This window comes from Gordonia sp. LMA167 (assembly GCF_058130025.1).
Genome location: NZ_CM176708.1, coordinates 2,114,851 through 2,133,773 on the forward strand (window position 1 = coordinate 2,114,851; position 18,923 = coordinate 2,133,773).

18 protein-coding genes are annotated in these 18,923 nt (G+C 65.2%); 6 read left to right on the forward strand and 12 right to left on the reverse strand.

Annotation, left to right across the window (positions count from 1 at the left end; genetic code table 11):
- Window positions 1-15: 15 nt before the first annotated feature.
- On the forward strand, window positions 16-855 hold the full coding sequence (locus ACVT6V_RS09510; RefSeq protein ID WP_489899560.1) for a mycofactocin-coupled SDR family oxidoreductase: 840 nt from the start codon (window positions 16-18) through the stop codon (window positions 853-855).
- A 265-nt stretch (window positions 856-1,120) separates the two neighbouring features.
- Here ACVT6V_RS09510 and ACVT6V_RS09515 read toward each other — a convergent pair whose 3' ends face one another.
- From ACVT6V_RS09515 to ACVT6V_RS09560, 10 genes are all read right to left on the reverse strand, one after another.
- Window positions 1,121-1,411 (reverse strand): GIY-YIG nuclease family protein, encoded by a 291-nt coding sequence (locus ACVT6V_RS09515; RefSeq protein ID WP_489899561.1) that lies wholly within the window; start codon window positions 1,409-1,411, stop codon window positions 1,121-1,123.
- Between the two features lie 291 nt (window positions 1,412-1,702).
- Entirely contained in the window at window positions 1,703-2,503 is an 801-nt protein-coding gene (locus tag ACVT6V_RS09520; RefSeq protein ID WP_489899562.1) for an NAD(P)-dependent oxidoreductase, read from the reverse strand.
- On the reverse strand, window positions 2,500-3,312 hold the full coding sequence (locus tag ACVT6V_RS09525) for an NAD(P)-dependent oxidoreductase (RefSeq protein WP_489899563.1): 813 nt from the start codon (window positions 3,310-3,312) through the stop codon (window positions 2,500-2,502). Before ACVT6V_RS09525 ends, ACVT6V_RS09520 begins: the two co-directional genes overlap by 4 nt.
- Before the next feature lie 5 nt (window positions 3,313-3,317).
- On the reverse strand, window positions 3,318-4,259 hold the full coding sequence (locus ACVT6V_RS09530) for an alpha/beta fold hydrolase (RefSeq protein ID WP_489899564.1): 942 nt from the start codon (window positions 4,257-4,259) through the stop codon (window positions 3,318-3,320).
- Complete coding sequence (locus ACVT6V_RS09535) at window positions 4,256-5,917, reverse strand: thiolase C-terminal domain-containing protein (protein ID WP_489899565.1); 1,662 nt, start codon at window positions 5,915-5,917, stop codon at window positions 4,256-4,258. The genes ACVT6V_RS09530 and ACVT6V_RS09535 overlap by 4 nt, the downstream gene beginning before the upstream one ends.
- A gap of 53 nt (window positions 5,918-5,970) precedes the next feature.
- Entirely contained in the window at window positions 5,971-7,335 is a 1,365-nt protein-coding gene (locus ACVT6V_RS09540) for a cytochrome P450 (protein ID WP_489899566.1), read from the reverse strand.
- Window positions 7,336-7,360: 25 nt separating this feature from the next.
- The gene (locus ACVT6V_RS09545; protein ID WP_489899567.1) at window positions 7,361-7,576 is read right to left on the reverse strand and encodes a ferredoxin; all 216 of its coding nucleotides are present in this window, start codon (window positions 7,574-7,576) and stop codon (window positions 7,361-7,363) included.
- 64 nt (window positions 7,577-7,640) lie between these two features.
- Window positions 7,641-8,501 (reverse strand): mycofactocin-coupled SDR family oxidoreductase, encoded by an 861-nt coding sequence (locus ACVT6V_RS09550; RefSeq protein ID WP_489899568.1) that lies wholly within the window; start codon window positions 8,499-8,501, stop codon window positions 7,641-7,643.
- A 73-nt stretch (window positions 8,502-8,574) separates the two neighbouring features.
- Window positions 8,575-9,282, reverse strand: coding sequence for an SDR family NAD(P)-dependent oxidoreductase (locus tag ACVT6V_RS09555; protein ID WP_489900765.1), 708 nt, complete (start codon window positions 9,280-9,282; stop codon window positions 8,575-8,577).
- Window positions 9,279-10,085: a TauD/TfdA dioxygenase family protein gene (locus ACVT6V_RS09560; RefSeq protein WP_489899569.1), complete on the reverse strand. Its 807-nt coding sequence runs from the start codon at window positions 10,083-10,085 to the stop codon at window positions 9,279-9,281. Before ACVT6V_RS09560 ends, ACVT6V_RS09555 begins: the two co-directional genes overlap by 4 nt.
- Window positions 10,086-10,267: 182 nt before the next feature.
- Between ACVT6V_RS09560 and ACVT6V_RS09565 the strand changes: the two genes are divergently transcribed.
- From ACVT6V_RS09565 to ACVT6V_RS09585, 5 genes are all read left to right on the forward strand, one after another.
- Complete coding sequence (locus ACVT6V_RS09565) at window positions 10,268-11,809, forward strand: aldehyde dehydrogenase family protein (RefSeq protein WP_489899570.1); 1,542 nt, start codon at window positions 10,268-10,270, stop codon at window positions 11,807-11,809.
- Window positions 11,806-13,011: a CaiB/BaiF CoA transferase family protein gene (locus ACVT6V_RS09570; protein ID WP_489899571.1), complete on the forward strand. Its 1,206-nt coding sequence runs from the start codon at window positions 11,806-11,808 to the stop codon at window positions 13,009-13,011. The genes ACVT6V_RS09565 and ACVT6V_RS09570 overlap by 4 nt, the downstream gene beginning before the upstream one ends.
- A 503-nt stretch (window positions 13,012-13,514) precedes the next feature.
- Window positions 13,515-14,687 carry a Zn-ribbon domain-containing OB-fold protein gene (locus tag ACVT6V_RS09575; protein WP_489899572.1) on the forward strand — a complete coding sequence of 391 codons (1,173 nt, stop codon included), beginning with the start codon at window positions 13,515-13,517 and terminating at the stop codon, window positions 14,685-14,687.
- Window positions 14,684-15,838, forward strand: a complete 1,155-nt coding sequence (locus tag ACVT6V_RS09580) for a thiolase C-terminal domain-containing protein (protein ID WP_489899573.1) — start codon at window positions 14,684-14,686, stop codon at window positions 15,836-15,838. The genes ACVT6V_RS09575 and ACVT6V_RS09580 overlap by 4 nt, the downstream gene beginning before the upstream one ends.
- A gap of 74 nt (window positions 15,839-15,912) precedes the next feature.
- A complete protein-coding gene (locus ACVT6V_RS09585; protein WP_489899574.1) occupies window positions 15,913-16,770 on the forward strand; it encodes an SDR family oxidoreductase in 858 nt (285 codons plus the stop codon).
- A 61-nt stretch (window positions 16,771-16,831) separates the two neighbouring features.
- Here the strand turns inward: ACVT6V_RS09585 and ACVT6V_RS09590 are convergent, their stop codons facing one another.
- Window positions 16,832-17,446 (reverse strand): hypothetical protein, encoded by a 615-nt coding sequence (locus ACVT6V_RS09590; RefSeq protein WP_489899575.1) that lies wholly within the window; start codon window positions 17,444-17,446, stop codon window positions 16,832-16,834.
- A 15-nt stretch (window positions 17,447-17,461) separates the two neighbouring features.
- Window positions 17,462-18,922, reverse strand: coding sequence for an aldehyde dehydrogenase family protein (locus ACVT6V_RS09595; protein ID WP_489899576.1), 1,461 nt, complete (start codon window positions 18,920-18,922; stop codon window positions 17,462-17,464).
- Between the last annotated feature and the right edge of the window lies 1 nt (window position 18,923).

Genomic DNA, 18,923 nt, shown 5'->3' on the forward strand with positions numbered 1-18,923 from the left:
AGAAGGGTGGGAATCATGGCGGGACGTTTGGAGGGTAAGGTTGCCTTCATCAGTGGAGCGGCACGAGGGCAGGGACGCAGCCACGCGGTTCGCCTGGCCGAGGAAGGTGCGGACATCATCGCCGTCGATGTGTGCGGACCGGTCACTGCCGACTCCGCGATCGCGGCCGCCACACCGGCGGATCTTGCTGAAACGGTCGAGCTGGTGAAGGGCCGCAACCGACGGATCGTCGCGGCCGAGGTGGACGTCCGAGACTTCGATGCACTCAAGGCCGCAGTCGACAGTGGCGTCGAACAGCTTGGCCGACTCGACGTGGTGGTGGCCAATGCCGGCATTGGCAACGGCGGAGAGACGTTGGACAAGACGAGCGAATCCGACTGGCAGGACATGATCGACGTCAACCTCGCCGGCGTCTGGAAGACGGTGAAAGCGGCGGTGCCGCATCTGCTGGCGTCGGGACAGGGTGGCTCTGTCGTATTGACGAGTTCGGTCGGAGGCGCCAAGGCCTATCCGAACACGGGACACTACATCGCCGCCAAGCACGGCGTGCTGGGACTCATGAAGAGCTTCGCCGTCGAATTGGGTGAGCATTCCATCCGGGTGAACTCGGTGCTGCCGACGAACGTGAACACACCGATGTTCATGAACGAGGGCACGATGAAACTCTTTCGGCCAGATCTGGAGACCCCGGGTCCCGACGACATGAAGATCGTGGCCCAGATGATGCACGTGTTGCCGATCGGCTGGGTGGAACCCGAGGACATCAGCAACGCGGTGTTGTTCCTGGCGTCTGACGAAGCCCGCTTCATCACCGGAGTGGCGCTGCCCGTCGACGGCGGGAGCTTGTTGAAGTGATTCGTCTCGCCGGTCTCGATGCGCTCGCTCGCTGGCGCTCGCGGGCTTACTCGACCGGCGAAGGGGCACGATTTTCGTTGATCGAGTAAGTGAGGAGCGCTAGCGACGAGCGCATCGAGATCTTGTGGGTGGTGGGTCTCGATGCGCTCGCTCGCTGGCGCTCGCGGGCTTACTCGACCGGCGGAGGGGGCTTGCTCGACCGGCGGTGGGGGACGGTTTTCGTTGATCGAGTAAGTGAGGAGCGCTAGCGACGAGCGTATCGAGATCACAAGGGGCGCTTGGGCTTCTTCGCCAAGGCAGGCAAGTCATCGAACCTGCCCTCGATCAACGCCCGACGCTTCGCTCTCGACCAATTCTGCAGCCGCTTCTCCAGAGCGAATGCCTCGCCGACATTCTCGAACTCTTGGTACCACAGCAGCTGTACGGGCCTGCGCGTGCTTGTGTATCGAGACCCGAGTCCGTTGTTATGCTGCTCGACGCGCTGCTCGAGGCTTCGTGTGCTCCCGACGTAGTAGCTGCCATCTGCACACTGGAGGATGTAGACGTAGGCGGTCATGGAAGCACTATCCGACAGATCACACGAGGTGACGGATTCTCATCCACAGGCTGAGGGGTCTCGATGCGCTCGCTCGCTGGCGCTCGCGGGCTTACTCGACCAGCGGAGGGGGCGAGCGATTGTTGCTGATCGAGTAGTGAGGAGCGCTAGCGACGAGCGTATCGAGATCGCTTGCGGGGGTCTCGATGCGCTCGCTCGCTGGCGCTCGCGGGCTTGCTCGACCAGCGAAGGGGGGCTTACTCGACCAGCGGAGGGGAGGGCTTACTCGACGTCGAGAAGCGAGGCAGCGAGTCAGAGGCCGACGCGGGTGATCAACGTGTCGAGAAGTCCGAGGTCGCTGCCGAGTTCGGCGGTCACCTTGCGCACCACGTCGACGTCCTTGCCGACGAATTGCCGCACGCCCTCGGTGAATGCGTCGACCGAGCCATATCTCGCGATACTGCCCAATGCCCGGCTGTTCGCGCTGCCATTCGGCAACGCCGAGAGCAACTCTTTTTCGTCGAGTCCGAGGCGGGTGGCGAGTTCGACTCCCGCACTGACGAGTCCGATCTGCGCCGCGAACATCGCGTTGTTGACGAGCTTGACGCGCTGGCCCGAACCGAGGCCGCCGACGTGGAGGACCGGATCCGAATAGGCGCTCAGAACCGGGCGGACTCCGTCGACGGTGTCCTCGTCGCCTCCGGCGAATATGGTCAACGTACCCGCGGCGATATCGTGGGGGCCGCCGCTCACAGCGGCGTCGATCACCGAGATGCCCTGTGGTGCGCCCATCTTGGCAATACTTTCGGTCGTGCTGGGACTGCCGGTTGTATGGACGACAACTGTGCTGCCGGACTTCATCTGGTCGAGGAGGCCGCCGGTAAGGCAGACGTCGCGGACCTGTTGGTCGGTGAGGACGACGATGAGCACCACGTCGGTGTCGGCGGTGACGACCTCGGAGATGTCGGCGAATGCACGGGCACCTGCGGCGGTGAGTTGTTCATGCACCTCGGGACGCCGGGCGAGGGCAGACACCTTGTGCCCGGCCTCGATGAGGCGGGACACCATCGGCATACCCATGCGTCCGACACCGACGACGGCGACCTCGCTCATGAACTCAGCGCTCCGATCTTCTCGAGAGTTGCCTGGGCGGCTGTGAAAGTGGCGTTACCGGAAATCTTCTCGAGCCCCGCGATGTCTGCGACGAGGCCCACATCCTTGCGCAACAGGTTGCCGGCGTGTGCCGCGATCCGCTCGATCGTCCCGCCAGACGCCGCGATGGATTCCAGTGCAAAGCTGCGAGCGGTGCCCTTGAGGATCACATCGGCCAACCGGCCCGGCTCGACACCGAGGGATTTCCCGAGTTCGAGGGTGTCCACCACTGTGGCCATGTTGGCCGTGAACAGCAGGTTGTTCAACAACTTCGTGGTCTGACCCGCTCCGAGATCGCCGAGATGCACGACCGGTTCGCCGTAGATTCCGAACACCGGCAGGCACCGCGCCACATCGTCATCGGCACCGCCGACCATCACCAGTAATGTCCCGGCTTCGGCGCCGCGTCCGCCCCCGCTCACCGGTGCGTCGACGATCCGCACCCCGGTTTCCCGAGCTCGCTCGGCCAGCTCTCGGCAGGTGTCCGGGTGAACGGTGCTGTGCACGACGATGATCCCGCCCTCGGCCAGACCCTCCAGTACACCGCCGGCGACCTCGAGGACGTCATCGTCGGCGACGACGCACAGGCACACGATGTCGCTGGCCGCCCCGACCTCGGCCGGGCTGCCGACGATCTTTGCCCCGGATTGCGCGAAGGGCTCGAGGCTCTCGGGTCGCCGAGCCCAGAGCGTCACCTCTTCACCGGCGTCGATGATCCGCTGTGCCATGGGGCCACCTTGGCTGCCCAGGCCGATGAATCCGATGCGCATGGGTACTACTCCGTTCGATTGGGTCCGCTCGATGTGCGGTCCAGGGTGGGCAGGTCGGGGCGTGTGCGACGCACAAGGCAGTATTCGACGAACGAGAGGATGCCGAGATGATAAGAGCGGGCGGTATGTCCGAGACTCAGGTTGTGGCCGCCCCCGACGAACTGGTCGACCACCACCCGCGGCGATCCGGAGAACAGCGCCGCGATCTCGCCGAGCGCCTCGGGGTCTCGCCGCCAGACCCGCTCGTGTTCGGCGGCGGTGAAATGGACCGGCACGCGGACACCCGGAGCGAGCTCCGGAAACGTCTGCCGTGGCCAGGCCCGGACCGCAGAGCCTTCGAACGGCGGTGTCCGGGAGGCGATCATCGCGCCACCGATGACGTCTGCCGGGTACAGTGCGGCCGGCTCCCACAACAACTTCCGCACACCGGCTGCGGGAGCGTTGCGTTCATGATCGCCCAGGACCTCGTGCGCCCTCGCCTGATGCTCGAGTCCGGTACCAGACAACTCGAGACCCAGCAGATCAGGTCCGCGGTCGACGTCGGCGGCCATGCGAACCGCGAGTTCACATCCCACCGAATGAGCCCAGAGGAAGACGCCCGCTCCGTGCGCTCGGCCTGCCAGGAAAGCGTCGATCGCACCGTAGGCGAGGTCCACGCGACGCGACGCGTCCATCTCCTCGGCATGGGGCCTGGATGTGCCATAGCCGGGACGATCAATCGCCACCGCGGTATAGCCTGCCGAAGCAGCGATGCGCAGCAGTGAGTTCGCCGGGTGGCCCGGACAGTCGAAGTAGCCGGCTCGCGTTGCGCCGCCGTGGATGGCGACGATAACTCCGCGGGGATCAGGTGCCTCGGCGATGAGGCCGGACATGGGCACGCCGTCGACCTCGACGACGCGAGCGGTCACCGGATCGGGCCGTTCCTCGAGCCATGGATCGGCCGTCACGACGCGCTCCGGAGCAGCAACACACCGCTCGGGGTGAGGCCCCCGCTGCTCACGACGCCGACGCGGGCGTCGGCGACCTGTCGGTCGCCGGCATCTCCACGCAACTGCACGATCGCCTCGTGCAGGAGCCCCATGCCGTGCGTTCGACCGTGCGAGAGCTGCCCGCCGTGGGTGTTCAGCGGGATCTGGCCCTGCAGTGAGATGTTCTTGCCGCCATCGAGGAATTCCTTCGACTCGCCGATCCCGCAGAATCCGAGCCCCTCGATCCAGGAGAGGCAGTTCACCGTGAAGCCGTCGTAGAGTTCGGCAACGTCGACATCGTCCGGCCGCATCGAGGTGCGTGACCACAGATGCGCGGACTGACCGAGGACCTGCGGCTCGTGGGTCAACGTGCTCTGGTCCCAATCCATCCGTTCGATGATCTGCGTGCCGACCGCCTCCACCAGGACCGGTGGGTGTGCCAAATCGTCGGCGGTCTCGACCGCCGACACGATCATGGCGACCGCACCGTCACAGGGCACGTCGCAGTCGTAGAGCCCGAATGGGGTGGTGATCGGTCGGGCCGCGAGGTAGTCGTCCATCGTCATCGGCTCTCGATAGACCGCCGTCGGGTTGAGTCCGGCGTTGGCGCGCTGGTTCAGCGCGATCCAGCCCAGCGTCTCTTTGGTCGTGCCGTATCGGGCGAAGTGGCGCTGTGCGTTCTGCGCCAACGTATGTGCTGCCGACGTGGCACCGAACGGAACCATCCAGCTCGCCGTTCGTCCGGATGGCTGTACGATCGTACCGTTCTTGAGTAACTCGCCATACGTGGATTCCCACACGGTGCGGTAGCACAGTACATGGCGGGCCAAACCGCTCGCGACCGCCAGCATGGCCGCGATGACCGATCCGCCGGGCCCGAAGGTCTCGATGCCGCCGTTGTGCCACGTCGGCCGAATGCCGAGTGCTGCCTCCACCGGCGTGACGCCGCCCTCGCCGAACCCGCCGACGTTGCCGCCGCCCGGATAGGTGGCGATGCCGTCGATGTCGGCCATCGTCAGTCCTGCGTCGGCGACGGCGGCCTTGCAGGCCTCGACGGTCAGCGACAATGGCGGCCGCATCAGGCGCCGGCCGATCTGCGACATGCCGATGCCGGTGAGAGCGACGCGGTCCTCGAACTTGTGCGTCGTCACCATCGGCCGGACATGCTGGGCGAAGTCCGCCGGATCGATCTCGTCGGCGGGCAGTGCGGCGGGTTCGTCGGGTTGGTCGGCGATCGGACGGAAAAGCGGTAGCCAGACGTCTTCGACGGGCAGGAAACTGACCTCCACCGTCATGCCGAGAAAGACGTCCTCGGGATCACAGTCGATGATGTTGGTGGTCAGCCGGATTCGAGGATCCTCAGCGAGCGCCACCTGGGCCACCACATAGGGAGGTGTCAGGCCCGGGAGCGCGAAGCGGTGGTTGACGGTGAATCCTGCGACGACCCCGCGGCCCGACACGATCCGGTGTCCCATCTCGGTCCCGAGGCAGTACCGGCATGCCGGTTGCGGTGGGTGGATGAGTTCGGCGCAGTGGGTGCACTCCTGGATGCGTAGCTGATCATCTGCGCCCGAGGTCCAGTAGAACTCATTGGCCGCGGTCAGCTGCGGCAGCGGGCGTACCGGCCCTTCGGGCACGATGTCTCCTCACGTGGGTACGGGTGGCTTCCATCGGGTGGCGGGACCCGTTATCACCCTTGTTGTTTCGCCTTCGCCAGGGCAAGCGGTTCGGCCAGCTCCTCCTCGTCGACCATCCTCTGCACCTCCACCAGCGTGTCGGCCAGGCTCGCGTGCGTCCGAGGGCCGGGAGTGAAGGTCGCGGGCAGGTGCCGCATGCCCTGGATGACGCCGATCGAGTCGTAGTGCACCGTGCCCGCAGGGTCGCACCGGTAGTCCGGCATGCGGTCGAGCACCGCGACCAACATGCGCTTGAAGACGGTGCGGGCGACGTTAGAGCCGATGCACCGGTGCACACCGAGTCCGAAGCTGAAGTGTCGGTTGCCGGTTCGATCGAGGTGGATCGAGTTGGCGTCCTCGAAAAGCTCGGTGTCACGGTTGGCCATCGCCCAGGACAACCACAGCCGGTCGCCCTCGCGGAAGTCGGTTCCGTCCTCGGCCTCGAAGTCCTTGGCGATGGTGCGTCCGTCGCCGGCGGCCGGGGTGAAATACCGCAGGAACTCCTCGGTGGCTGCGTCGAGCAGGGTGTCGCGGTCCTCGCTGAGCCGTTCACGTTCGCTCGGATTCTCCGACAGCCATTCCAGGGCGTGCGCGGTGAGAGCGGTGGTCGTGTCGAAGCCGCCGCCGATCACCAGGCTGAGGATGCCGAGCAACTCCATGTCGTCGGGCGCGCCACCGTCGAAGCTCGCGTTGGCGACGGCGTTGATGATTCCCGGTCGCGGATTCTCCCGGATCTCGAAGAGATTCGTGATCAGGTCGATGCCGAGTTGGCGATGGAGCTCGGCGACGCGAGGTGCGTCGGGTGAGTCCGGTGGGGTGTACACCGCGGCATGCACGGGTTCGTTGTAGATCTCCCACTTCTCCACCGGGATGCCGAGCATCGCCAGCGTCAGGACGGCCGGTACGACGTTGGCGAGCTCGTCGACGAAATCGATGCGCCCGCTCTCGATCTTCTCGTCGATGCAGGCGTGGACGATCTTGTCGATGACCGGAATCCATCGCTTGACCGCTGCGGGCGACAGATACGGATTGAGGATCGAGCGGAAGAACTTGTGCTCGGACCCATCCATCTCCAGGATTCCGCCGCGCACGCCCGCCGCGCGCTCGGCGGTGGGGATGCTGATGCCCTTGTATCCGGTGCGCTGGTTGCGCACATCGTGATCGTTGGAAACGTATGGGCAGCGGGCTAGTTCGAAGACCGCCTCGCTGCTCGCGGCAACCCAGTGACCACCATAGGTGTCGCTCCACGCCACCGGACACTGCTCATGCATCTCCTGGGTGGTCTCGAGGAACTTCTCACGGTACTCGGTCGCGTGTCGTTCGAACTGGAATCGCTTCCGCTTCCGGGCGTCGTCGTCGGTCATGCTGTCAGGACTCATCGTCTCGTCTCCTGATGTCGTTCGATCACTCGGCGGCCGAATTGACGCGCTCGGACACCGAGATCGCCTGTTCCGGGCAAGAGCGAATGGCCTCGCGGACTTTGTCCTCGAATCCCTCCGGCACGTCCTCGGAGACCGGTGTGGCATGGCCGTCGATGTCGCTGAGCTCGAAGATCTCGGGCGCGATCATCGCGCACAGGGTGTGTCCCTGGCAGCGGTCGGGATCGATGTGAACCTTCACGATCGTCCTCCTTGGATTGTGTGAAAGATGTTGCTGGGCAGTCGATTGCGGTTTCGTTTGTCGGTCAGATGTGCCAGTCGTACCACTTGAGGTAGCCGCCGGCGTCCACGCGCATCTGCATGCCGGTGACATAGCGGGCTTCGTCGGACGCGAGGAACAGCACGGTGTTACTGATATCACCCGGCTCGACCCACGGGGTGGGCATGGCCTGTTGCACGTAGAACGCGGGAGTCGCATCTTCCTTCGTCGGCTTCTCCAGATCGGGCCGGAAGGAGCGGTACATCGGCTCACTTTGCAACATGTCGGTGTTGCAGTTGGTCGGATGGATCACGTTGGCGCGGATGCCGCGCGGTGCGAGATGCGTGGCCAGCTCGTGGATGAACTGGGACAGAGCGCGTTTGGAGAAGACATAGGCAACGCCGCCGAGATCCTTGCCGGGGACGTCGACCTTGGCGATGTCCATCAGTGCGGCGGTCGAGCCGGTGGCGATGATCGAGGCGCCCTCGCCGAGATGCGGCAGCGCGGCATTGACCGCATTCATGGTGCCGATCAGGTTGGTGTCGACGACCTCGCACCAGGCCTGGGTCTGTGGTTCACCTTTCATCCCGGCGACACCGGCCTGGGCGACCACGATGTCGAGTTTGCCGAACTCGTTGATGCCGCGCTCGAGTGCGCTGCGCATCTGCGACGCCTCGCGCACGTCGGCTTGGGCGGTGATGATCCGACGTCCGTGCTTCTCGACGAGCCGTGCGGTCTCCTCGAGGTCTTCGGGTGTGGCCATCGGGTAGCCGATGGTGTCGAGGTCCTTGCAGATGTCGACAGCGATGATGTCGGCACCTTCTTCGGCGAGCCGGACCGCGTGGCTACGGCCCTGTCCACGTGCCGCTCCGGTCACGAAAGCCACTTTTCCCTCTACGCGCCCCATGTCGGCGTCCTCCTTCTTGCGAACGTGCTCTGAATGATGGATGTGATTACTTGCGGTACAGCGGGTGTGGTGGTCAGGTGTTGCGTCCGCCGTTGACGCCCAGGATCTGTCCGGTGATGTAGCCCGCGTCCTCGGAGATGAGGAAGGCGCAGGCGGCGGCGATGTCCTCGGGGCGGCCGACCCGACGGACCGGGGTGCGTTGGATGTGTTCGTCGACGGTGCCTCCGAGTCGCTTGAGTCCCTCGGCGTTCCGCAACATCGGGGTGTCGACGAACCCAGGGGGCACCGCGTTCACGGTGATGCCTTCGGGGCCGAGCTCGAGCGCCAGCGACTTGGTCAGTCCGTTGACCGCGGACTTGGCCGACACGTAGTGCGCCATATAGGGCTGCCCAGAATGAGCGCTAGACGATGAGATGTTGACGATGCGGCCCCACTGCGCGTCGAGCATGTCCGGCAGGGCGGCCTGGATCGTGTGGAAGACTCCGTTGAGGTTGACGTCGATGACCTTGCGCCATTCGTCGAAGCTGAGCCTGGTGAACTTCTGGAATCCGTCGATGCCGGCGGCGTTGACCAGAATGGTGATGGGACCCAGGGCTTCTCGAATCGCCGAGAATGCTGACCCCACCTGCTCCGGGTCGGTCACATCGGCCGGCTGGGCGAGGGGATCGTCGGAGTTGGACGTCAGGTCGATGGTGCCGACGTGGTAGCCCTGACTGCGCAGGCGCTCGGCGACGGCGAGACCGATGCCGGAGGCTCCGCCGGTGACGATCGCGTTCTTCACATCCACGCCTCGTCTCCGGCGATCGTCGTGCGGTGCATCAGTCGTTCGGACTTCGGGTCGTAAGGCAGAGCCCGGTGCAGCATCCCGGTGTTGTCCCAGATGACGACGTCGTCCTTCTCCCACTCGTGGACATAGCTGAATCGTTCCTGGGTCGACCACGCGAGGAGTTCGTCGAGGAGTTCGCGGCTTTCCTCCGCGCGCATACCGACGATGTGGTCGGCGGTCGCGCCGATCACCAGTGACCTGCGGCCGTCACGACGCTGCCATACCAGCGAGGTCTCGTGAGTCGGCAGTTGACGCCATCCCGCCACCTGCTCCTCTGTCGGGTCGGGATTCACGAGACGTTGTGAGGCCTCGAAACTGTGGACCACACGCAACCCCTCGTAGCGCTTGCGGTCCTGCTCGGGAAGGTTCTCGTAGGCTGCATAGGTGCTCGCGAACTCGGTGCCGCCACCGACCATCGCGACGTGCCGCGCGGTGAGCATGGTGGCCTTCGCCGGAATGTCATTGGTGGTGTCGTCGATGTGCCAGTTGAACGTTCCCCGCAGATAGTCGGCCGACCGGGACTTGGCCGGGTCGAGCGAAACGACGAACACCTCCTTGCCGGCGGGGGCAAGCACCGGGCCGAGTTGCTTGCTGAACGCCACCTGGGCGTCGTCGTCGAGGTGCAGTCCGCGGATCAGCAGGACCCCGCGCCATTTCAGGGCTTCGAGGCAATGGCCGATAACCGCGGGATCACGCAGATCGTCGACGCCGGTGACCTTGACACCCATCGCGGGGGTGAGGGCTGAGGTTTCGATCACAAGAATCTCCCTTCCATGTGTGAGAACGGTACTCTCGTAAACCAGTAATCGGCAAGGGTTGCGGTGTAATACCTGGCTGCGGAAGCGGGATTTGCGCTCCGCTGCCACTGGAGTGGGGCGGCGGCTCGCAACCTTGCGTACTCGGCGATTCTATGCGAATGTGACGTTAGTCATATACGAGAATGACATTTCCAACAAGGACTGGAGGGCATGTGGTGGCCCAGGACACGATGACGAGCGGCACGTCGGCTGCGGTCGATGGGATCGGTGCTTCCGGCGTGAGTGGGAAGCGACTGCTGATCGACGGACACCTTCGCGATTCGGCAGCAACCTTCGAGTCGATCAACCCGGCGACCGGGGCGGTGCTGGGCTCGGCACCCGATGCCGGTGTGGATGAGGCGAACGCGGCGATCGCCGCGGCCCGCACGGCATTCGAGAAGTCCGGCTGGGCCACCGACGTCGAACTCCGAGCACGGTGCCTCGACCAGTTGCACAAGGCGCTCCTCGACAATGTCGAGGAACTTCGTGAGCTGACGATTGCCGAGGTCGGCGCCACCAGGATGTTGACCAAGGGCAATCAGCTCGAGGTCCCGATCGGAATCGTTCGCTACTACGCCGACCTGCTCGAGAACTACTCGCCCACCGAGGAACTCGGTTCGATCGAGATCCGCGGCCAGCAGCATCGACGCTGGACCGAACGGGAACCGGCCGGCGTGGTCGCGGCGATCGTCGCCTACAACTACCCGAATCAACTGGCGCTGGCGAAGATCGCGCCGGCTCTGGCCGCGGGTTGCACGGTGGTGTTGAAGGGAGCACCCGACACACCGTTGGTCACCCTGGCGCTCGGCGAGATCATCGCCGAGCACACCGACATTCCGGCTGGAGTCGTCAACGTGCTCGCGTCCTCGCAGGTCGAGGTCGGGCAAGCGATGGTCGCCCATCCCGACGTCGATGTCGTCACGTTCACCGGGTCCACGCCCGTCGGTAAGCAGATCATGGCCGACGCCGCGGGATCACTCAAGCGGGTGTTCCTCGAACTCGGAGGGAAGTCGGCACTGATCGTGCTCGACGACGCGGATCTGATGAAGGCCGCGCAGTTCGCGGCATTCACGATCTGTACCCATGCGGGTCAGGGTTGCGCGTTGACCACGCGGGTGATCGTGCCCCGGGACAAGCACGACCAACTCGCGCAGATGATCGGCGGAATGCTCGAGCACGTGACGGTCGGCGACCCATCCGATGACAAGACCTACATGGGTCCCCTCATCAGCGAGAAGCAGCGCGACAAGGTCGACGGCATGGTGCAGCGTGCCATCGAGGCGGGTGCCCGGCTGGTGCGCGGTGGAGAGCGGATCGATCCCGGGTTCTTCTATGCGGCAACGCTGCTCGCCGACGTCGACCCCGACAGCGAGATCGCCCAAGAGGAGGTCTTCGGTCCGGTTCTGGCGCTGATCCCACACGATGGCGACGAGCATGCCATCGAGATCGCCAACAACTCGAAGTACGGGCTCTCCGGGGGTGTCCTGACCGCCGACCGCGATCGTGGAATCGCCGTGGGTCGTGCCATCCGGACCGGCACGTTCAGCATCAACGGCGGCAATTACTTCAGCGCAGACGTGCCGTTCGGTGGCTACAAGGAATCCGGGATCGGTCGTGAGATGGGGATGGCCGGCCTGCACGAGTTCACCGAGATCAAGGCGTTCGCCGAGGCGGTGGAGTCGTGAAGCCGTTGGAGGGTATGACGATCCTCGAGGTTGCGATGTACGGGTTCGTCCCGTCGGCCGGCGCCGTGCTGCGTGAGTGGGGCGCCGAGGTCATCAAGGTCGAACACGCGGTGACCGGTGACCCGCAGCGTGGCCTGCGTCAGACCGGCCAGTTCCGCATCGAAGGCGATCTGAATCCCAATGTGGAACACGCCAACAGGGGCAAACGCAGCATCGGGCTGGACATGTCGCGACCCGAAGGTCGCGAGGTTCTCTACGAGTTGGTGCGCAAGGCCGACGTCTTCCTCACCAGCTTCCTGCCCGGACCGCGGGCGCGGTTCGGGATCGATGTCGACGACATCCGTGCGGTGAATCCATCGATCATCTACGCGCGGGGGAGTGCCCTGGGTCCGCGTGGCGCGGAGTCCGACAAAGGCGGCTACGACATGACGGCCTTCTGGTCCCGCGGTGGTATCGCGGCCACCCTCACCCCGCCGGACACCGAAGGTCTCATCAGCCCACCGGGACCCGCGTTCGGCGACACGATCTCGGGCACCAACCTGGCCGGTGGTATCGCCGCAGCATTGCTGAAGCGGGAACGCACGGGGGAGTCCTCGGTGGTCGACGTGTCGCTGTTGGGTAGCGGTCTGTGGTCGATGGGCCACACGGTTGCGTTGTCGCTGCACCTCGACAAGCCGATGGAGGCGCCACAGCAGGGCGGCCATGGTTCGCCGACCAATCCCCTGTCGGGCCTGTACAAGACCGCCGACGACCGCTACATCTCGTTCGTCATGCTGCAGGCCGGCAAGTTCTGGCCGGATGTGTGCAAGCACGTGGAGCGGCCTGAACTCGCCGAGGATCCGCGATTCTCCAGCGGGGAACTGTTGGCGGAGAACACCGCTGAGGCCGTCGCGGTCCTCCGCGAGATCATCGCCGAGCGCACTCTCGCCGAGTGGACCGAGCGGTTCGCCACCCTCGCCGGGCCCTGGGCGCCGGTGCAGGATTCGCGTCAGGTCGGCGACGATCCGCAGATCCGTGCCAACGACTACATCGTCCAGGCCGGCGACCTCGAATTGGTCGGCAACCCGGTGCAGTTCGATGTGGAGTCCGCAGCAGTCGGCGCGGCTCCGGGGTTCGCCGAACACACCGACGAGATCCTGCAGGAACTCGGGATGGACTGGGACCGCATCATTGAGCTGAAGACTGCGGGCGCGGTGACGTGACGAACTTCCGCGATCCGTGAGGAGGTGGAGGTGGCGGTCTTCCGCTACCACTCCGGGTGACGATCGGGAGGCGACAGTGGTCCGCTACAACTCCGGGTTTCGATCGGGAGGCGACGGTGGTCAGCTACTTACCCGGTCCCTGAGGAGCCTCGCGAGGAACGAGCGAAGCGTCACGAAGGGCCGCCCTTCGTGACGGTCCTCCGCTAGCGCTCCGGACCTCCTCAGGGATCGGGAGGTGACGGTCCTGCGCTCCGGACCTCCTCAGGGATCGGGAGGTGACGGTCCTCCGCTAGCGCTCCGGACCTCCTCAGGGATCGGGAGGTGACGGTCCTGCGCTCCGGACCTCCTCAGGGATCGGGAGGTGACGGTCCTCCGCTAGCGCTCCGGACCTCCTCAGGGATCGGGAGGTGACGGTCCTCCGCTAGCGCTCCGGACCTCCTCAGGGGTGGGTGACCGCTCCGCCCCACGACAACCGCCGAAGGCGGACAGGAAGGGAAAGTGCGATGCCGAACATCACCTCGATCGGAACATATCTCCCGTGCTGGGGCGCCGCCGACCGTCGCGTCACCGGCGAGGACGAGGATGCCATCACGCTCGCGGTGGAGGCCGGCCGAGCGGCGCTGAGCGGAGGCGGCGTGGCCGAGTCGGTGGTGTTGGTGAGTCGTGACCTTCCGTTGTGGGAGAGCAGCAACGCGGCGGTGCTACTGGCCGGTCTGGACCTCGACCCAGAACTCGAGGTCACCGAGCGAGTCGGCGGCGCACCCGCAGCTCTGGACGCCCTGAGCTCGGCACGGTCGCGCACGTTGATCATCGGCGTCGACCTCGAACCTGCCGGGGCCGCAGCGGTGTTGACCGCCGAGCGAGGTCTCGGCGTGCGAACCAATGCGCGGATCTCACGCAGTCTTCCGGTGCGCACCCGCAACATCGCGGGTGCCGTCCACGACTACGGGGACCCGCGGCTGCTGCACGACCGCGGGCTGGTGGCATCGCTGGCCGCATCGTGGCTTGAGAAACCGACGATCGTGGCCGGCGTCGACCGTAAGGAGGCGACTCGGCTCGCCGAGGTGGACGCGGCCCTCCCGACAACCGGTGCGAGTGCGGCCCTGTTCGCGCTGGCCGTCATGGCTGACCGGGAATTGACCGGGACCCTCGTGGCCGTGGAGCAGGGAAGCCTATCCGGGACCGCGGTCGCTGCCGGTGCTGCGATGGTGTACCGGCGGGAACCGTCGGCCCGGCCGAAGTCGGAGGAGCCGGTTGCGTCCGACGACGAGCTCCGGATCTCTCTGGCCGCCTACGAGCGGGCTTTCGAGGCCAAGGTGCGTTGGGAGGCAGGCAAGTTCGCCGGAAGTGACGTCCTCGACTTCCCACCGCGCTATCACGTGGACACCGACGGTGCGTTGCACACCGACTACGAACTCGTGCCGTTGCCGCGCGTGGGGGTGGTGTACTCCGAGGCCACCGTCCACGTCCCGGTACCCGGGCTGCCGTCGCCGTACTCTCTCGTACTGGTCGAACTGGACGAGGTGGGTGTACGTGCCCTGGTCAAGGTGGCTGGACCACACGTCGGATTGGTGGGGATCGGCGACCGTGGTCGCCTCGTTCTCCGGCGGCTGGCGCTGCGGTCGGGAGTACCCGACTACGGATACGCCTTCGAACCGGAAGGGGTGGCGGCATGAGGAGGGTTGCCGTCGTCGGTGCGGGAATGACGCCGTTCGCGGAGCATTTCGCGCTGGGCGTGCGGGATCTGGTGCCGATGGCATTCGCCGACTGCGCGGCATCGGTGGACAAGGGGATCGACAAGCACGACATCGAGGCCGCCTGGTTCGGGGCGGTCGGTCCGACCGACGGCTTCGCATCGGGTATCGTGGCCGACTCGCTCGGCATCGACGGAATCCCGGTCACACGCGTGGAGAACTCGTGCGCCACCGGCAATGACGCCGTCCGCAATGCGGTCTACGCGATCGCCTCGGGCGCCGTGGATGTGGCGTTGGTCGTCGGCGCCGACAAGTTGCGCGAAACGGCGTCGAAGAACGTCGTGTGGGAGTGGGAGGCCATCTCCCGGGACATGACGTGGGAGTATCCGTTGGGGTTGGTGGCCCCGGCAGGTGTCGCGCTCCACGTGAACCGCTATCTTCACGAATCCCCGGCCACTCGTGAGCATCTGGCCATGATCGCGGTCAAGAACCATCGCTACGGCGCCACCAACCCGAAGGCCAGGCTGCAATTCGAGATCACCGCCAAGCAGGCGCTGTCGGCGCCGACGGTGGTCGAACCGTTCAGCGTGTTCGACTGCGCGCCACTCAGCGATGGTGCCGCCGCGCTGATCCTGACGTCCGAGCACGTCGCCGACCGGTACACCAGTCGGCCGGTATGGGTCGCCGGGGTGGGTCTCGGGCTGGACTCGATGATGCACCAGCACAAGGCCGACCTCACAACTTTTCCGGCGTCGGTCCGGGCCGCGCAACGCGCGTTCGCGATGGCCGGCATATCGCCGGCCGATGTCGATGTCGCCGAGGTACACGACTTCTTCACCGGGATCGAGCTCATCAGCTATGAGGATCTGGGATTCGCCAACAGGTTCGAGGGGTACAAGTTGCTCGAGGCCGGCGAGACGACGATCGGGGGTTCGATCCCGGTGAACACCAGCGGCGGGCTCAAGTCAAAAGGTCACCCGCCCGGCGCAACCGGCGTCGGCCAGTGCGTCGAGCTGTTCGAGCAACTGCGCGGCACAGCGGCCAACCAGGTCGACGGCGCGCGAATCGGATTGGCGCACAACGTCGGGGGACCGACATCGGTTGCGGCCGTCACAATCCTGCGTGGCCCGTAAGCGTATCGGTACCGGTTCTTGTCAGCCAACGTCCCCGCGTGGACGGCCCAGTTCGCATGATCGAAGGAGTCCAGATGACCGGCAATGTGGTGGTGACAGTGGGTGTCGGCGGTATGGGCCAGGCGATCACCCGCCGCGTCGGTTCGGGCGCGAAGATTGTTCTCGCAGATCATGACCCGGAGCTGTTGGCCCGAACCCAGGACGCGTTGGCCGAAGATGGCTATGACGTCACACCGATGACGGTCGATGTGTCGTCGCATGATTCAGTCACCGAGCTCGCCCGCGCGGCGGCCGAGCTCGGTCCGATCATGCAGGTGATCCACACGGCGGGCGTGTCCGCGGCAAAGTCGGGCACCGCCGCGATTCTGGGCGTCGACCTCGCCGGTGTGGCCTTCAGCGTCGACGAGTTCGGTGAGGTCATCGCGCCAGGTGGGTCCGGTGTCGTGATCGCAAGTATGGCAGGTACGTTCGCTGCGCCGGGACTCACCGCAGACATGGAGCGGGCACTTCGCCTCACGCCCGCAGATGATCTGCTGTCACTCTCATTTCTCGATGTCGGGACATTCCCGTCGGCGGCTCATGCCTATGCCATCGCCAAGCGCGCCAACCAACTGCGCATGGCGGCGGCGGCCGTCCACTGGGGACGCCGAGGCGCTCGCATCAACTCCATCAGTCCCGGCATCATCTCCACGCGCCAGGGTCGGGACGAGCTCGCCGGTGACTCCGGTGCGTCGATGCGATCCATGCTCGAGGCCTCACCGTGCCGGCGAGCGGGGACGGCGGGCGATATCGCTGCGGCGGCCGCCTTCCTGCTCGGCCCGGACGCCGCTTTCATCACGGGTACCGATCTACTCGTCGACGGCGGCGTGGTTGCTGCGCGCGCTGTTCTCGATGTGGCATCCGCCGGCAGTGGACAGGTCGAGAGTCGATGACTTGTTCGGAGGGGTGGGTGATCTCGATACGCCGACTCGCTGTCGCTCGCGGGCTACTCGATCAGCGGGTGGGGTGAGTGATGGTCGATCGCGGCGGCGTATCGAGGTCGATCGAAGCAGGGCCGACACGACACAACTCCTCCACTGACTGTGCCAGGTCACCTGGCATGCCGGCGGCCTCGAGAGCGCGACGTTTGAATGCGCGCGCGGCATTACTGAGGTGATGTCGTGCCGGCACCGTCTGATGCTCGAGGTCGTCGGTGAATCCGTGGCCCCAGAGTCGAATATCTGCCTGGTTGCGGCCCATGGCCGCCGTGACCGTAGCCCGAATCCGTTGATCGGTGCGGAATAGGTTGGCCGATAGCACCCACGAGCGGGGTGGTCGTAGGTGATCGGACGGATCATCGCGCGACGAACGTGCGCTGATCACGCTTGCCCCCAGTATCGACAGCGGCAAGGTCGGTCCGTCCTCGAGCACGTGGACGCTGACGTCCCACCCGGCCATCGACTGGTCGAAAAGCCAACCACCGGAGTACACAACGGCCTCCAACTGGTCGGTCGCGATGACCGCCATCCGATATCGCAGAGGATGACGTCGCATGGAACGGGCTACGCGGGTGCCCTTGCTGGAGAGCAGCGCATCGGGACGCGCGAATTCTTCGCTCAGGATGCTCATATCGCCTCCGGATCCTCAGAGTTGGGTGTAAACAGTCTTTGTCTGGAGGTAGCTCTCGACGCCATCTCGGCCCCATTCATGGCCCCATCCGGATTGCTTGTAGCCGCCAAACGGCATGGATGGGTCGAACACCATCTGACAATTGACGGTGACGGTCCCGGCCTGCAGGCGCTTTGCCAATCGATGCGCCCGCCCGACGTCAGTGGTCCATGCTGTCGCGGCCAACCCGTAGTCGGAGTCGTTGGCCAGTTCGACGACCTGCTCGTCATCGTCGAAAGGCATGACGGCTACGACGGGTCCGAAGATTTCCTGTTGGTAGAGCGGCATCGCGGGTGCCACGTCGGTGACGACGGTGGGGTGAACGAAATAGCCGCGGCGGTCGAGGCGATGGCCTCCGGTCACCACTTCGACGCCATCGCCCTTACCGCCGTCGATGAATCCCATCACCCGATTCAGTTGCTTTTCACTGATCAGCGGACCGATGAGCGTGTCATCTTCCTCGGGGCCTCCGAGTTTGACCCCGTTGGCCACCATCGACAAGCCTTCGGCCACCTGGTCGTACACTCCCCGTTGGACAAAGATCCGTGATCCGCAGATGCAGCCCTGCCCGGAGTGGATGAAGATGCCCATCGCCGCCATCATGACGGCCTTCTCCAGATCGGCGTCATCGTAGATGAGAACTGGGGACTTCCCACCCAGTTCCAGCGTCACGCGCTTGAGGTTGCCGGACGATGCCGCGACGATCTGCTTGCCGACCTCGGTCGAACCGGTGAACGCGATCTTGTCGACGTCGGGGTGCTCGGTCAGTGCTTTACCGGCAGTGTGGCCGTATCCGGTGACAAGGTTCACGACGCCATCGGGCACACCGGCCTCGGCTAGGATGCGCTCCAGGAGCATCGCCGAAAGGGGAGTCTCTTCAGCGGGTTTGACGACCGAGTTGCAGCCGGCGGCGAGTGCCGGTGCAAGCTTGGCCGCGGCATTGAAGACAGGTCCGTTCCACGGGAAGATGAGACCCACGACCCCGTAAGGCTCTTTGAGGGTGTACGCGTGCATGTTCGAGTATGCGCCGGTGATACCACCGGTCATCTGAACGTCGTGCGCGATGCCGTTCAGCTTGGTGCACCAGCCTCCGTAGTACCGGAAGACCTCAGCACTCGTACCCATGATCGATTTGGCCTGTTCGAAGTTCATCCCGGTGTTCAGTGAGTCGAGCGCGGCGAGGTCACCGGCGTGCTGCTCCATCAGATCGGCGATCCGCCACATGATCTTGGCTCGCTCGTTTCCGGGCAGCCCATGCCAGACCGCGGATTCATACGAAGCGCGGGCGCGTGCAACCGCTTCGTCCACTGCTTTTGCGCCGCCGTCTATGAACTCGGCGATCGGCTCCTCGGTGACGGGGTTGATGATCGTGATGACATCGCCGTCACCGGGACGGCCGCGGAGCTCATCCAGAATGTTGTCCACGATGTTCGTCATG

Coding starts and splice junctions, on each gene's coding strand:
- ACVT6V_RS09575 (WP_489899572.1), top strand. CDS start 13,515: ATGCCGAACATCACCTCGATCGGAACATATCTCCCGTGCTGGGGCGCC.
- ACVT6V_RS09520 (WP_489899562.1), bottom strand. CDS start 2,503: ATGAGCGAGGTCGCCGTCGTCGGTGTCGGACGCATGGGTATGCCGATG.
- ACVT6V_RS09525 (WP_489899563.1), bottom strand. CDS start 3,312: ATGCGCATCGGATTCATCGGCCTGGGCAGCCAAGGTGGCCCCATGGCA.
- ACVT6V_RS09585 (WP_489899574.1), top strand. CDS start 15,913: ATGACCGGCAATGTGGTGGTGACAGTGGGTGTCGGCGGTATGGGCCAG.
- ACVT6V_RS09565 (WP_489899570.1), top strand. CDS start 10,268: ATGACATTTCCAACAAGGACTGGAGGGCATGTGGTGGCCCAGGACACG.
- ACVT6V_RS09595 (WP_489899576.1), bottom strand. CDS start 18,922: ATGACGAACATCGTGGACAACATTCTGGATGAGCTCCGCGGCCGTCCC.
- ACVT6V_RS09550 (WP_489899568.1), bottom strand. CDS start 8,501: ATGGGGCGCGTAGAGGGAAAAGTGGCTTTCGTGACCGGAGCGGCACGT.
- ACVT6V_RS09580 (WP_489899573.1), top strand. CDS start 14,684: ATGAGGAGGGTTGCCGTCGTCGGTGCGGGAATGACGCCGTTCGCGGAG.
- ACVT6V_RS09510 (WP_489899560.1), top strand. CDS start 16: ATGGCGGGACGTTTGGAGGGTAAGGTTGCCTTCATCAGTGGAGCGGCA.
- ACVT6V_RS09590 (WP_489899575.1), bottom strand. CDS start 17,446: ATGAGCATCCTGAGCGAAGAATTCGCGCGTCCCGATGCGCTGCTCTCC.
- ACVT6V_RS09515 (WP_489899561.1), bottom strand. CDS start 1,411: ATGACCGCCTACGTCTACATCCTCCAGTGTGCAGATGGCAGCTACTAC.
- ACVT6V_RS09540 (WP_489899566.1), bottom strand. CDS start 7,335: ATGAGTCCTGACAGCATGACCGACGACGACGCCCGGAAGCGGAAGCGA.